12 protein-coding genes are annotated in these 13,388 nt (G+C 71.2%); 1 reads left to right on the top strand and 11 read right to left on the bottom strand.

All coding sequences use genetic code 11. The features are described 5' to 3' along the window. Window positions 1-584: 584 nt before the first annotated feature. From ACYVK7_RS06880 to ACYVK7_RS06830, 11 genes are all read right to left on the bottom strand, one after another. Window positions 585-1,238, bottom strand: coding sequence for a class I SAM-dependent DNA methyltransferase (locus tag ACYVK7_RS06880; RefSeq protein ID WP_460886936.1), 654 nt, complete (start codon window positions 1,236-1,238; stop codon window positions 585-587). Window positions 1,239-1,296: 58 nt separating this feature from the next. Then, a complete protein-coding gene (locus ACYVK7_RS06875) occupies window positions 1,297-2,286 on the bottom strand; it encodes a LacI family DNA-binding transcriptional regulator (RefSeq protein ID WP_460886935.1) in 990 nt (329 codons plus the stop codon). A 111-nt stretch (window positions 2,287-2,397) separates the two neighbouring features. After that, window positions 2,398-3,114, bottom strand: coding sequence for a gluconate 2-dehydrogenase subunit 3 family protein (locus ACYVK7_RS06870; protein WP_460886934.1), 717 nt, complete (start codon window positions 3,112-3,114; stop codon window positions 2,398-2,400). Between the two features lie 23 nt (window positions 3,115-3,137). Continuing rightward, window positions 3,138-4,781 carry a GMC family oxidoreductase gene (locus ACYVK7_RS06865; RefSeq protein ID WP_460886933.1) on the bottom strand — a complete coding sequence of 548 codons (1,644 nt, stop codon included), beginning with the start codon at window positions 4,779-4,781 and terminating at the stop codon, window positions 3,138-3,140. Between the two features lie 2 nt (window positions 4,782-4,783). Continuing rightward, window positions 4,784-5,743, bottom strand: a complete 960-nt coding sequence (locus ACYVK7_RS06860) for an aldo/keto reductase (RefSeq protein ID WP_460886932.1) — start codon at window positions 5,741-5,743, stop codon at window positions 4,784-4,786. 2 nt (window positions 5,744-5,745) lie between these two features. Then, window positions 5,746-6,822 (bottom strand): LacI family DNA-binding transcriptional regulator, encoded by a 1,077-nt coding sequence (locus tag ACYVK7_RS06855; RefSeq protein WP_460886931.1) that lies wholly within the window; start codon window positions 6,820-6,822, stop codon window positions 5,746-5,748. Next, window positions 6,819-7,778 (bottom strand): Gfo/Idh/MocA family protein, encoded by a 960-nt coding sequence (locus tag ACYVK7_RS06850; RefSeq protein WP_460886930.1) that lies wholly within the window; start codon window positions 7,776-7,778, stop codon window positions 6,819-6,821. The genes ACYVK7_RS06855 and ACYVK7_RS06850 overlap by 4 nt, the downstream gene beginning before the upstream one ends. A gap of 87 nt (window positions 7,779-7,865) precedes the next feature. Continuing rightward, entirely contained in the window at window positions 7,866-8,966 is a 1,101-nt protein-coding gene (locus tag ACYVK7_RS06845; RefSeq protein ID WP_460886929.1) for a nitrilase-related carbon-nitrogen hydrolase, read from the bottom strand. A 59-nt stretch (window positions 8,967-9,025) separates the two neighbouring features. Then, entirely contained in the window at window positions 9,026-10,045 is a 1,020-nt protein-coding gene (locus tag ACYVK7_RS06840) for a sugar ABC transporter substrate-binding protein (protein WP_460886928.1), read from the bottom strand. A gap of 162 nt (window positions 10,046-10,207) precedes the next feature. Further along, window positions 10,208-11,269: an ABC transporter permease gene (locus ACYVK7_RS06835; RefSeq protein ID WP_460886927.1), complete on the bottom strand. Its 1,062-nt coding sequence runs from the start codon at window positions 11,267-11,269 to the stop codon at window positions 10,208-10,210. Window positions 11,270-11,299: 30 nt separating this feature from the next. Next, window positions 11,300-12,814 carry a sugar ABC transporter ATP-binding protein gene (locus ACYVK7_RS06830; protein WP_460886926.1) on the bottom strand — a complete coding sequence of 505 codons (1,515 nt, stop codon included), beginning with the start codon at window positions 12,812-12,814 and terminating at the stop codon, window positions 11,300-11,302. A gap of 381 nt (window positions 12,815-13,195) precedes the next feature. Between ACYVK7_RS06830 and ACYVK7_RS06825 the strand changes: the two genes are divergently transcribed. Further along, on the top strand, window positions 13,196-13,384 hold the full coding sequence (locus ACYVK7_RS06825; protein WP_460886925.1) for a hypothetical protein: 189 nt from the start codon (window positions 13,196-13,198) through the stop codon (window positions 13,382-13,384). Window positions 13,385-13,388 lie beyond the last annotated feature (4 nt).

Here is a 13,388-nt window from a genome sequence, read left to right as displayed (position 1 = left end):
CCCGCACCCCGGCCCCCGCGATCGACCGGCTCCTCGAGAACGCATCACTGCGCCGAGGAACGAGGCGAGAAAACCTCAATGGCGGCTGAAGCCGGATTGTGTTCTCTGACTACGCCCCTTCGAGTGTTCGACGTCGTGGTCTGGTACGCCTACAACCCGAACCCTCAAGTGAAGCACAGAGCCATGGGCCTCGCCGACAAAGCCGGGAACGCGATGGCGCTCGCTCTCGCAACTCTATGACCAGCTGAGGATCGTAACTCGCAGCCGTTCCCTGTCTGCAACCGGAAGTCCGGCTGGTCTCGTAGACAGGCGTCGGCATGTGCTCCGGAGTGGCACGCAGCAGGCACGCCCCGCCCCCGCTAGACTAGAAACCGCAGAATTCCAACGGTCCCGCGCCTTCGAACCACATGATCAACTTCTAGTTGAGCTCCTGGGCAGCCGGCCTGGCGAGAGGCCCGGATCCGCGGAGCTCCGTTGGCCGTGGCCTCTTCGTGTGGCGGGCTGTCGTGGACACCTGCTGGTCGCGGGAACCCCACAAGAACTCGAACCACGCGGTCCGGAGGTTTGAGCGAGGAACGTGATTCCTAAGCGGACACCCTCCGCCCCAGCACGAACCCCTGCGGAAACCCCCGCACCGAGTCCTCACCCGGAGCAAGCACCAGCCGCGCCACCTCGTCGACCCCAACCCGCCCGAGCTCCCCGACGACATGGCCCGCCGAGTACCGCCAAGCGGGGGACACCTTGTGGTTGAACGCCTCGGCCGTCCCCTCGGCATCGGCCAAGGCCTGGAACGACACCAGCAGATGCCCACCAGGCGCCAGGACCCGGCTGAACTCCCCGAGCACCGCGGGCAGCACGTCCGGCGGCGTGTGGATGACCGAGTAGTTCGCCAGCACCCCGGCGAGGCTGCCTGTCGCGATGTCGAGCGCGCCCATGTCGCCGACGTCGAACCGGATGCCCGGGTTGGCCTCGCGGGCCGCCGCGATCAGCTGGGGCGAGAGGTCGATGCCGAAGGCGTCGACGCCCCGGTCTCGCAGGTAGGCGGTCACGTGCCCGGGCCCGCAGCCGACGTCGGCCACGGTGCCGCCCCCGGACTGCCGGACCAGGTCGGCGAAGGCCTGGATCAGCACATGATTGAGGGGGTTGCCGGCGAACGCGTCCCCGATGAACGCGGTGTAGGCCTGCGCCATCGCGTCGTAGTCGGTGCGGACCGTCGGGAGGTGCTCGGAGGACGTCACGCCGGGCAGCGTAAAGCAGTGCGGGGCGCAGCAAGCGCGACCTGTGGTGAGCGGTCCGTCAGGCCGTCGGCGGGGGCGCCGTCGACTCCCGCACCACGAGCTGCGGCACCGGCGGCTTGAGTGAGCCCTGCTGCGCGACGCCGAGCTCCGTGAGCAGCCTGCGCAGCGTCACCCGGCCGGCGGCGGCGAAGTCGAGCCGGACGGTCGTGAGCGCGGGCAGGTAGTACGGCGCCTCGGGGGAGTCGTCGAAGCCGACGACGGACACGTCCTCGGGAACGCGACGACCGGCCTCGGCCAGCGCCCGGTACACGCCGAGCGCCATCTGGTCGTTGGACGCGAGCACCGCTGTGACGTCGGGGTCGGCGGCGATCGCCTGCCCGGCACGGTACCCGGCGCCGGCGCTCCAGTCGGGGCACGGGATCGGCTCGGGCACGGGGCGGCCGGCCACGGTGAGCTCGCGGCGCCAGCCGGTCTCACGTGCCTCGGTGGCCATCCAGTCGTCGGGTCCACGCACGAGGGAGACGGTGCGGTGGCCGAGCTCGAGCAGGTGGCGGGTCGCGACGTGGGCCGCGAGCACCTCGTCGAGCGCGACGGACAGCGGCGTCGCGGCGGATCCCTGCGCGAACGACACCACGGGCATGGGCAGCGCGAGGCCCTCGAGCGCGGCGGTGGTGCTGGTCATGGGCGCGAGGATGACGACGCCGTCGACCGCGTCCCGTGCGAGGTGCGCGAGCGCCGTCCGGATGCTGGTGGGACTCACGGTGTCGAGGGTCACCAGGTTCGTCGAGTAGCCGTGCGCACGCGCCTCCTCGGAGACCCCGAAGAGCGCCTGCGACGGGCTGGTCACTGAAAGCGCGTAGGTGACGACGCCCAGGTGCATGGTGCGGTGCGTCGCGAGCGCTCGTGCGACCGAGTTGGGCCGGTAGCGCAGCTGCTCCATGGCCGCCTCGACGCGTGCACGCACCTGTGGCGTGACGTGCGGGTAGCCGTTGACCACGCGGGAGACCGTCGGGACGGAGACCCCCGCGAGTCGAGCCACGTCGGCCATTCGCGCAGGGCGTTTCTCGTCGGCCATCACGGGGTGAGTCTAGCGGCGCGGCGCCCGCCGACGAGGTGGTCGCCCCCGCCCGTCAGGGCGGGGGCGACGGCGCCCGGTGGGTTAGCGCGAGCCGTAGCGCAGGACGGCGGGGTGCCGTTCGTACGGCCAGGTCGCCTCCGGGATCATGTACTGCAGGGTGGTGTACGACCCGTCGGTCGTCGCGCGGAGGTCGGGCGGGCCGTCGAACCCGATGACGCCCCAACCGATCTGCCCGGTGTTGCCGCCGTACGCGGGGTCGGCGTAGAACCCCTGGCGCGCGTTGAGCACGAGCAGCGGGAAGAACTCGAGAAAGTCCTCGTTGACCGGCTGGTTGCCGGCCGGTGCGCCGCCCGCGCCGCTCGCCGTCTGCTGGTCGAGCCGGTAGGCGGCGGGCTTCGGTGCCCCCGAGAGACGCTCGAGGACGACGTCCTGCTGCGCGTCGGCGAGGTCGACGAACCGTGCGCCGCCGATCTCCTGAGCGAGCTGGTCGAGCTGTGCGACGCCCTCCCGGTAGAGCCTGCCGCGCTGCTCGATGCGGTCGGCCCAGGCCTGCTCGTCCTTGCCCTCGAGCCGCAGGAAGCCCGCGCCGTCCGCCGTCGCGAACAGGAACGTCGTGCCGTGCAGCATCCGGTCGATGAACCGCACGACCTTCGCCTCCCGGGCGCCGGGGTGCCGGTCGGTCGGGATGATCCGTGCGGTGGCCGCCTCGACGGTGTCCCACTCGTGCTGGGTGAAGAAGAGCGGATCGTCGTCCGCCGCGGCGCTGATCGGCAGCGCCGCCCACTGTGCCTGTCCCATGTCGGTACCTCTCGTGGTCGGGTCTACCAGCCGTGCCGGTCGTTGGCGAGCATGTGGTCGACGCAGCGCCACGTGTTCGCCATGATCGTCAGGGCCGGATTGATGCCGGTGGCGGTGGGGAAGAAGGACGCGTCGAACACGTAGAGGTTCGGCACGTCGTGCGCGCGGCAGTACTTGTCCACGACGGACGTCGCCGGGTCGTCGCCCATGCGCACCGTGCCCAGCTCGTGGGACGTGTTGCCGGTGATCCGCTCCATGTTCACGGGGATGACGCGGCTGGCCCCGGCGGCCTCGAGGATCTCCCCGTTCTTGGCGACCTGCCAGCGTTCCTGCGCGTAGTCGTTGGAGTGCGGCGTATGCGTGATGCGGGCCGCCGGCAGGCCCCACGCGTCGGTGACGGTCGGGTCCAGGTCGACACGGTTGGACTCCACGGGCAGGTCGTGCAGGAGCACGCCGATCTTCATCGAGTGGTTGAAGAAGTCGCGGTCGGCGTCCTTGGCGGCCTGGCCCCATGTCGGGCGCCCCGGGAAGCTCCAGTTGATCGGGTGGCCGAGCATCGACGGGAAGATCAGCGACCCGAGGATGTGACCGCGGCTCTCGTCGGTCTCGTAGAAGTCGAACGAGCACAGGTTCATGTAGTGCCCGGACCAGCCGAAGAGCGGGTCCTGCAGCTCCTTGTCGAACAGGCCCACCGAGAACGAGTACTGGTGGAAGGTCGCGTTCCGGCCCACCTGCCCCGAGGAGTTGGCGAGGCCGTCCGGGAACAGGGCGCTCTTCGACATCAGCAGCAGCCGCGGCGTCTCGATGCCGCCCGCGGCCACGATGACCGCCTTGGCCTCCTGCACGAGCTCCGTGCCGTCCTCGTCCTGGTACAGCACGCCCGTGGCCCGACCGTCCTTGCCCACCAGGACCTCACGCGCGTAGCAGTCGGCACGCAGCTCGAAGCGCCCCGTCGCGAGCGCGTCCGGGATGAACGTGATGAGCGTCGAGGACTTTCCCGAACCCGGGTCGGCGTACTGCTGCCAGAACCCGTTCTCGCTGAACGGCTCCCGGCCCCGGTACGGCTCGGTGACCATGCCCTGCGGCATGGGGAACGTCGAGTGCCCCAGCTTGTCCATCGCGGTCGCGAACTTGCGGCCGATCTGGCTCAGCGGCGCCGGCTTGGTCGGGTACCCGCGGCTGCGCCAGCCCTCCAGACGGTTCGCGCCGGCGAGGCCGGACGTGCCGAACTCCCACTCCACGCGCGAGTAGTACGGCTCCAGGTCGTCGTAGGTGATCGGCCAGTCGACGAGCGAGGCGCCCTCGACGTCGCCGTGCAGGGTACGCAGCCGAAAGTCGTCCTCCGTCATGCGCGGGACCATGCCGCCCCAGTGCGTGGTGCCGCCGCCGACCACCTGCGGGGTGGCGGAGAAGTTGGTGACCACCGCCTCCTCGGAGTCGTCGGAGCGGTAGGTGCGGGGCTTGAGCTTCGGGTCCTGCCACAGGTAGTTGCGGTTCAGGATCTTCAGCTCGTCGCCCGACGCGTGCTCGGGCGTGAGCCACGGGCCGCGCTCGAGGGCGACGACACGCAGCCCCGCCTCGGACAGGACCTTCGCGGCGGTCGCGCCGCCGGAGCCGCTGCCGACGATCACGACGTCGACCGGCTCGGGGTTCCTCTTGCGGATCACTGTCAGACCTCCTGGGTGTGATCGGCCACGAATCCGTCGCGGCCGGCGCGGACGAGAGGCGCGAGCGCCTCCCACAGCGACTCGGGGACAGGCACGTCGAGCAGGCGGTGCGTCTGCTCGATGCGGTCGGGGCTCGACATGCCGACCACGGTCGACGCGATGCGTGCCTCGCGCGTCGAGAACTGCAGCGCGACGGCGGCGAGCGGCACGTCGTACGCGCGGCACAGCGCCTCCATGGCGCGCACCCGGTCGAGCACGTCAGGGCCGGCGGGTGCGTAGCAGTACGTCGGCACCACGTCCGGGCCGCGCACCAGCATCCCGCCCCCGAAGGGCGCCGCGTTGACGACACCCATGCCCCGGGCCGCCGCCTCCTGCAGCAGAGGCTCTGCCGAGGAGTCGACCAGCGTGTACCGGTTGTGGCTCAGGACCACCTGGAACTGCCCCGTACGGACGTAGGCCAGCTCGAGGTCGATCGGTCCGCCGGCGACGCCGAGATACCCGATGACGCCCTGCTCCTGTAGCTCGGTGAGCGCCGAGACGGCACCGCCGGGCGCCATCGCCTCATCGAACGTGATCTTCTCCGGGTCGTGCAGGTACACCAGGGGCAGCACGTCGAGGCCGAGGCGCTCGCGGCTCTCCTCCACGGAGCGCCGCACGCGGTCGCCCGAGAAGTCGGTGCTGCCCGGCAGCGGGTCCACCTTCGTCGCGACGAGCGCGCCCGCCGGCAGGCCCCCGCGTTCGGCGATCGCCAGGCCGATGCGGCGCTCGCTCGCGCCGCCGCCGTACTCGTTCGACGTGTCGATGAACGTGAACGGGCTGTCGAGTGCGGCGACGATCGTGTCGACGGCGGTGCGCTCGTCCACCTCGTAGCCGTACTGCGCCGGGAAGCTGCCCAGGGCGCTGGTGCCGACGCACACCGTCGGCACGCGCCACCCGGTGGTGCCCAGCTCGCGTGTCTCCATGGTCAATCTCCTTCGTCTCGGTCGTGCTCGGGCTGCTGAACGGTCCCGTGCGGGTCGCCGCGTCCACGAGGTGGCGGCGGCCCGCAGCTCCCCCGTACGACGAGCTCAGGGACCATGAGCGCGCCGGTCGGCAGCTCGTCGCCGGCGATGAGCGCGAGCACCTTGTCGACGGCCAGCCGGCCGAGCGTCTCGAAGTCGACGCGCATCGTGGTGAGTGGCGGGCTGAAGAACGGGGACTCGGGGAAGTCGTCGAAGCCGACGACCGACAGGTCCTGCGGCACGCGCACGCCGCGCTCGGTGAGCCCGCGGACGAGGCCGAGCGCCGTCTGGTCGTTGGCGACGAACACCGCGGTGACGTCGTCGCGCGCGGCGACCTGCTCGGCCACGGCAAACCCCGACGCGGCGTCCCAGGACGTGGGCACCGGCTCGGGCGCCGGCACACCGGCGGCACCGAGCGCCTGCCGCCAGCCGCGGATGCGGGCCTCGGTCGCGAGCCAGCCGGCCGGGCCCGAGACGTGCAGCACGGTGGCATGACCGAGCCGCAGCAGATGCTCCGTCGCGAGGCGGGCACCGCCGACCTCGTCGACCGCGAACGAGTCGGGTCGGGCAACCCCGCCCGGCTCGAACACCACGAGGGGCACGTCGGTGCGCAGCCCGCTGACGGCGTGCACGGCGTCCTCGACCGGGGCGAGCAGCACGATCCCGTCCACGTAGTCGTCGACCAGGTGGTCGAGCGCCGCACGGAGCGTCTGCCGGTCGAGCCGCCCCAGCCCGACGAGGTTCGTCGTGTATCCCGCGCGCCGGGCGCTCGCCACGACGCCGGTGAGCGCCACCGACGGCCCGTGCTGTGCGAGCCCGTAGCTGACCACGCCGAGACTCATCGTGCGCTGGGTGGCGAGCGAGCGCGCCGCAGGGTTGCGCCGGTAGCGCAGCTGGGTCATCGCGGCGTGCACGCGCTCGCGGACGTGCGGCGTCACGTGCGGGTGGTCGTTGACGACGCGCGAGACCGTCTGTATCGAGACCCCGGCGAGGCGGGCGACGTCCGCCATGCGTGCCGCGCGCGCCTTCGTCGGGCTCATGACGGCACCGCCGCGCCCCGCAGGTCGAACGTGAGCGTGAGGCTGCGGGCGTGGTCACCGACGTCGGTCGGGACGGGCCCGCGGCCGTGGGCGGCGCGCACGAACGTGCGGAGCACGCCACCGAGGTCGGCATCGGGCAGGTCGTCGTGCGGGCCGGCCGCTGTGGGCACCGGCCGGCCGTCGCGCGTCACGACCAGGTCGCGCACCTCGACGGAGCCCCGCTCGCCGCGGAACGTCCAGTCGCCGTCGTAGGGGGTCTGGGCGCCACGTGCCGCCCAGGTGCCGGTGTAGGTCACCGGAACGCCACCGTCGAGCCGGAGCAGCGCCGTGACGTCGGGCGTGCCGGTGTAGGCGGACCATGCCGGTCGGTGCGCGACGCCTGCCAGCACGTCCGCCTCGCGGCCCGTGAGGTAGCGCATCAGGTCGACGTGGTGGATCGCGAGGTCGTCGAGCAGCGGGTGCGCCAGCGCGTCCCGCCCGCCGTCGAGCAGCTCGGTGCGAGCGACGGTGACGGCCACGCTGCTCGGCTCCCCGAGGTCGGCCACGGCCGTGCGCGCCGTGCGTGCCCAGGGCCGCTCGCGGTAGTTCTGGACGACCATGACGACGGTGCCGGCCAGACGCGCGCGGTCGGCGACCTCGCGCAGCACGGCGAGCTCCGCCGGAGTGCCGACGGCCGGCTTCTCGACGAGCACGTGGAGCCCGCGGTCCACCGCGTCGCACACGGCGTCGAGGTGCGCGGCGACCGGCAGCGTGACCAGCACCGCGTCGACGTCCGCCGCCGCGAGCGCACCGGCCGCCCGGTCGTGGTGCGGGACGTCGGGCAGGTTCAGCCCGACCCGGTGGCCGCCGGCGGTGGCCGCGACCACGACGTCCGGCTCGCGCCGGAGCACGGGGACCCAGGTGCGGCCCCATCGGCCGAGGCCGAGGACCGCGATCCGCAGGGGGCGGTCAGGCATGGGGATCAACTCGCTCTCGGTAGAGGAAGGGAAGGTGTGGACGGGGAGGGGGCCCGCCCGCCGGTGAGCGGCGGGCGGGCCCCTGGGTCACGCCCCCGGGGCGACGTAGCCGTCCGGCGGCGTGAGCACGCCCCGTTCGATCAGCGTGGCGATGTTGGCCGCGCGGGTCTCGTCCTCCCGCTGCAGCCAGCCCTCGGCCGGCGGGGCGTCGAGGTACTGGTTCTTCGGGTAGATCGGGCGGTCGTAGATGGCCCGGTACTGCTCGGTGCGCAGGTCCTTGAACTGGTTGTACAGACCGTTCGCGACCCGGGCCTTGCGCAGCGCCTCGATGTCGAGCGTCGTCGTGACGAACGAGTCACCGGTGGTCCAGCCACGCTGCTGGGTGAGGATCTGGCCGCGCGGGCCGACGATCATCGACTGGCCACCGAACAGGTCCTGCACGCCGCCGTCCTCGCGATACTCCGGACCGAGGTTCGGCGCGACGACGTAGGCCGAGTTGAACATCGCGTGGGCGCGGTTCTGCAGCTCCCACATTCCGTTCTGCACGGCGGGCTCGATCAGCGTGGGGCGGACGATGATCTCCGCCCCGTTCATCGCAAGGCCGCGCGCGACCTCGGGGTAGACGCCCTCGTGGCAGATCGCGATGCCGATGTTGCCGATCTCCGTGCGGGCCACGGGGAAGATGGCGTCCATGACGTTGCCGTTCGCCTTCTTCTCGACGAACTCGTCCCACACGTCGTGCGGGTTCATGTTGCCGAGCATGCCGCCCTCGTAGGCGTCGCTCGTGGCCTTGTAGCGCTTGTACACGATCTCGCCGCGGGGGTCGATGATGAACGCGACGTTGAAGTACCGGTCCGGGAAGTCGGGGTCCGACACCATGTACAGCTCGGCGGCGATGTACGTGTCGAGCTCGACCGCCTTTTTCGCGAGCTCGTCGGTCTCGGGGCCGGGGATCGTGACCGCGAACTCCTTCTCCTTGGCGCGGTTGCCCGGGGTGTTGGCGATCATGCCCTGGATCGCCATCTCGGGAATCACCACGAGGCGGACGGGCGACCCCTCCCAGTTGCCGACCATGGTCGCGGTGTCGATGAACTCGTTGATGCGGCGGACGTTCTTGACCCCGTCGCCCGGCTGCCTGACCGCGAACGTGCGGGGCGAGACGGCGACGACGGCGAATGGATCGATCATGGGGCTGCTCCTTCGGTGTGGTGGTGCTTCGGTGCGGTGGTACGGGGAAAGACGGCGCGTCAGAACGTGCGCGACGGGTCGTAGAACTTGTCGGCGTTGGCGGGCGTCGCGAGGAAGGTGTCGATGAAGTACTCCCCGCCGGGGCACTCGTCGTCCTGCGACTTGCCCTGGGCGGCGGCGACCGCCTTCTCGACGGCGACCTGGCCCTGCTTGTAGGGCTCGTTGGAGGCGTCGACCTGGACGGGGCCGTCGGGGTCGTCGATCAGGCGCTTGATGACGGCCATCTGCCCGTCGTAGGTGCCGATGACGACGTGGTCGAGGATTCCGGCGTCCTTGAGTCCCTGCTCGATGCCCGGCAGCATCACGTCGCTGAGCGCGAAGACGATGTCGAGGTCGGGATGGGCCGTGGCGATGTCGCGCATCGGCTGCAGCGCACGGTCGGGCAGCCACTCGCCGTACCGGATGGGCAGGTACTCGACCGGCGGGGCGCCCTGCACGCTCGCGTACCCGTCGACGACGCCCTGGCCGCGCTGCTCGGTGATCGTCTCGCCCGAGTAGCCGCCGATCACGACGGCCTTGACCGACGACTCGTCCGCGAAGCGTTCCTTCGCGAGCTCGCCGATCGCGGCGCCCATCTCCGCGGCGACGGCCGGCTGGTCCTCGGCGACGTAGCAGAACTGCTGCTGAGCGAGCTCGTCCGACAGGTTCGAGTTCACCACGACGAGCGGGATGCCTGCCTGCGTGGTGGCGTTGACCGCCGGTGCGACGCCCGTCGGGTCCTGCGGGTTGAGGATGACGGCGTCGGCCCCCTTGGTGATGAGGGTCTGCACGTCGGAGTTCTGCTTGACGGCGTCACCGCCGGCGTCGGTCACGACGACCTCGGCGCCGAGCTCGGCCGCCCGGTCCTTGGCGCCGGCGAGGAGCGTGGCCCACCAGTCGCTGCCGGCGAGCCTGCGTTGGGAGAAGCCGATCGTGATGGTGTCGCCGTCACCGGTGTCGGTGGGGGCGCTGCAGGCCGTCGCGGTGAGTCCCACGGCGAGCGCCACGGCTACGAGCCGCGTCGTTGCGCGCTTCTGCATGGTGCTGTCCTCTCGGTTCGGTGGTGCGCTGGGTGATGCTCGGGTCCGTGTGTGTGGTGTGCGGTCGGGGCGACCGAGGGTGTGCCGGGCCGCGGCGCCTGCGGTGCGCAGGCGTCGTGGTGTGCCGGGATCTGCTGGTGGTGCTTCGGGGGAGCGGCGCCGTCAGGCGGTGCCGCGACGTTCACCCGTGGTGGGGCGGCGGCGCATCAGGCCGCGCAGGCCGCTGCGGATGCGCTGGATGCCGCGGCCTGAGGTGAGGAAGACCGCGAGCAGGATGACGAGGCCCCGGATGACGAGCTGCGGCTCCGACTGGATGCCGACGAGGTTCATGATGTTGCCGATCATCCCGATGATGAGTGCGCCGAGGACGGTGCTGATGGGGTCGCCCGTGCCGCCGAACAACGACGTGCCGCCGACGACGGCCGCCGCGATCGAGTCGAGCTCGTAGCCCTGCCCGACGAGCGAGCTGCCCTGTGAGAGCCGGCCGGCGAGCATGAGCCCGGCGAGCCCTGCGAGCAGACCCGAGGTCACGTAGGCCATGAGGGTGTCGCGGTTGACCGGCAGGCCCGACAGTCGGGCGGCCTCCGGGTTGCCGCCGAGGGCGTACAGCCGCCGGCCGAGCGGGCTGAACTTCATCGCGAAGGCCGCGACGAGCGTGACGACGAGCGCGATGAGCACCGCGTTCGGCATGCTGCCCGTCGTGCCGCCGAAGATCTGCAGGAACTGTTGGTTGCTGATGACGATGAGCGTGCCCACCTGGACGACGAACGCGACCCCGCGGGCGATCGACATCATGGCCAGCGTCGCGACGAACGGTGTGATGCGGGCGTAGACCACGAGCACGCCGTTGACGAGTCCCGCGAGCGCGCAGCACAGGAGGGCGACGACGATCGTCGGCACGACGCCCATGCCCTGGCGGAGCAGCACGGCGGCGATCACGGTCGACAGTGCGGCGACGGACCCGACGGACAGGTCGATGCCGCGCGTGACGACGACGATGAACTGCGCGACGCCGAGCACCGCGACCACGGAGGCGGCCACCACGATGTTCTCGAGGTTGCGGGGGGTGAAGAAGTAGGGCGAGGCGATCGCGCCCACCACGGCGACCGCGACGAACACGAGCAGGAGGTAGAGCTGCGGGCTGGGACGCAGGCGCCGCGGACGGCGGGACGGGCGCTCGGCCGCGTCGCGCGTGTCTTCGGAGGGGGTCAGGGTTGTCGACATCGTCGTCTCCGGGAGGCTTCGGACGGGTCCTCAGCGCAGGTGCGCCAGGAAGCCGTCGTGGTCGGACTGGATCTGGTCGTGGTCGAGCTCGGCCACCATGCGGCCGCCCGACAGGACGAGGACGCGGTCGCACAGGGCGGCCTCGGACACCTCGGAGGTGACGACCACCGCGGCACCACCGCGCCGCAGGTGACCGCGGATCAGCCGGTAGATCTCCTCCTTCGCGGCGACGTCCACGCCGCGCGTCGGCTCAGCGAGCACGAGGACCTGACTGTCGCGCGTGAGCCAGCGGGCGAGCAGCACCTTCTGCTGGTTGCCGCCGCTCATGGTGCGCACCGGCTGGTGCACCGAGCTGCACTTGATGCGTAGCTCGTCGACGTAGTGCTGGGCATGCTCGGCCTCGGCCCGCCCGCGAAGCACATTGAGGCGGGCGAAGCGGGGGATCGAGGCCAGTGAGATGTTCTTCATCGCGCTCATGTCGAGCACGAGCCCCTGGGTCTTGCGGTCCTCCGGGATGAGTCCGATGCCACGGGCGATGGCGCGGCGAGGGCTGCCGGGGCGGACCGTGCGCCCGGCGACCCTCGTCTCACCGGACTGCACCGGCCGGGTACCGAAGATGCACTCGGCGAGCTCGCTCTGCCCCGCGCCGAGCAGCCCGGTGACGCCGACGGCCTCGCCGCGGCGCACGCGGAACGAGATGGGTGCGAGCCGGGCGCCGTCGGTGACGCCGTCGACCTCGAGCAGGACCTCGTCCTGGGCCACGCCTCCGAGCTTGCCCTCGGCGCCGTCGGCGGCAGCGGCGGCGAGCGAGTTCTCGTAGCGGTCGCCGACCATGGCGCGCACGATTTCCCGGTGCTCGGGCACCTCGTCGAACCGCACGACGCACGTGCCGTCGCGGAGCACCTCGACCGAGTCCGACACCGCGCTCACCTCGTCGAGGCGATGCGAGACGAAGATCAGCCCGACGCCCTGGCCCGCGAGGTCCCGCATGACGGCGAGCAGTGCGTCGACGTCGTTGGGGGGCAGCGTCGTGGTCGGCTCGTCGAGCAGCAGGACGGCGGGCTCGCTCTTGAGCGCCTTCGCGATCTCGACCAGCTGCTGCTCGGCCATGGTCAGGCTCGCCACCGGCGTGTGGACGTCGATCTGCACGCCGAGCCGGTCGAGCAGGCGCCGTGCGGTCGCCTCCAGCCCGCGCCGGCGCACGACCACACCGCCACGAAAGTCGTCGAGGAAGATGTTGTCGAGCACCGACATCTGCGGTACGAGGCTCATCTCCTGGTAGATCGTGCAGATGCCCGCCTGCCGGGCTGCGTGCGGGCTCGAGAGCCGCCGCAGCTCGCCACGCACCCGGACCTGGCCGCCGTCGGGCTGCTCTGCGCCCGAGAGGATCTTCACCAGCGTCGACTTGCCGGCGCCGTTGGCTCCGCAGAGCGCCACGATCTCGCCCGCCGCGACCTTGAGGTCCACGCCCCGCAGCGCCTGCACGCCGGGGTAGGACTTGGTGACACCCGAGACCTCGAGCGCGACCGTGCCGCCATGCACCATGACCGTTCCCCTGTCTGGGCTTCCTTGCCCGTCAGATTGATAGCGCTTACAAGGTATACACGGCCGAACAGATCGCGCAAGACCCACACGGCTCGATGCTGTTTCGAGGCGTACGAGAAAGCCGGTGTATACGCAGGTAGGCCCGAAGAATTGCGCCTCTGAGGATGATGTTCGACGGCGAGCCTCAGTGCTGAAGCTGGCCAGCAGGTCTGCTCCGGCGGCTTATCAGCGCTCTCAGGAAGCTCTGATTGATAGCGTTATCAAAACGGCGATGCTGTGTCGGCAGGTGCTGGACCCGTCGGTACGGGGGGTGGGGCGCGCGCCCCACCCCCCTCTCGAACGCGGCAGCCCCCGCACCCCGCACCGTGGCATCCTGCGCCCATGACCGAGACGCAGCATCGACGGCGAGGGTTCTGGTACCAGGTGGGTCGGCCCTTCCGGGCGGTGGGCCGGGGCATTGCATGGATCTGGGAGGTGACAGACCTGGTCCGTTCCCTCGTCCTCGTGGGGCGCGCGATCGCCTGGATCTTCCGTGGCGCGGGAAGGCTGCTGGGGGCCATCTTCGATTGAGGCC

It is taken from the genome of Promicromonospora xylanilytica (genome assembly GCF_054782895.1).
The sequence above is the reverse complement of the archived record's forward strand: the minus strand, read 5'-3'. Positions and strand labels throughout refer to the sequence as shown.

Bases quoted from the DNA above. Each gene is read 5' to 3' on its own strand.
- ACYVK7_RS06825 (WP_460886925.1), top strand. From the start codon at position 13,196: ATGACCGAGACGCAGCATCGACGGCGAGGGTTCTGGTACCAGGTGGGT.
- ACYVK7_RS06855 (WP_460886931.1), bottom strand. From the start codon at position 6,822: ATGAGCCCGACGAAGGCGCGCGCGGCACGCATGGCGGACGTCGCCCGC.
- ACYVK7_RS06840 (WP_460886928.1), bottom strand. From the start codon at position 10,045: ATGCAGAAGCGCGCAACGACGCGGCTCGTAGCCGTGGCGCTCGCCGTG.
- ACYVK7_RS06835 (WP_460886927.1), bottom strand. From the start codon at position 11,269: ATGTCGACAACCCTGACCCCCTCCGAAGACACGCGCGACGCGGCCGAG.
- ACYVK7_RS06860 (WP_460886932.1), bottom strand. From the start codon at position 5,743: ATGGAGACACGCGAGCTGGGCACCACCGGGTGGCGCGTGCCGACGGTG.
- ACYVK7_RS06830 (WP_460886926.1), bottom strand. From the start codon at position 12,814: ATGGTGCATGGCGGCACGGTCGCGCTCGAGGTCTCGGGTGTCACCAAG.
- ACYVK7_RS06870 (WP_460886934.1), bottom strand. From the start codon at position 3,114: ATGGGACAGGCACAGTGGGCGGCGCTGCCGATCAGCGCCGCGGCGGAC.
- ACYVK7_RS06845 (WP_460886929.1), bottom strand. From the start codon at position 8,966: ATGATCGATCCATTCGCCGTCGTCGCCGTCTCGCCCCGCACGTTCGCG.
- ACYVK7_RS06850 (WP_460886930.1), bottom strand. From the start codon at position 7,778: ATGCCTGACCGCCCCCTGCGGATCGCGGTCCTCGGCCTCGGCCGATGG.
- ACYVK7_RS06875 (WP_460886935.1), bottom strand. From the start codon at position 2,286: ATGGCCGACGTGGCTCGACTCGCGGGGGTCTCCGTCCCGACGGTCTCC.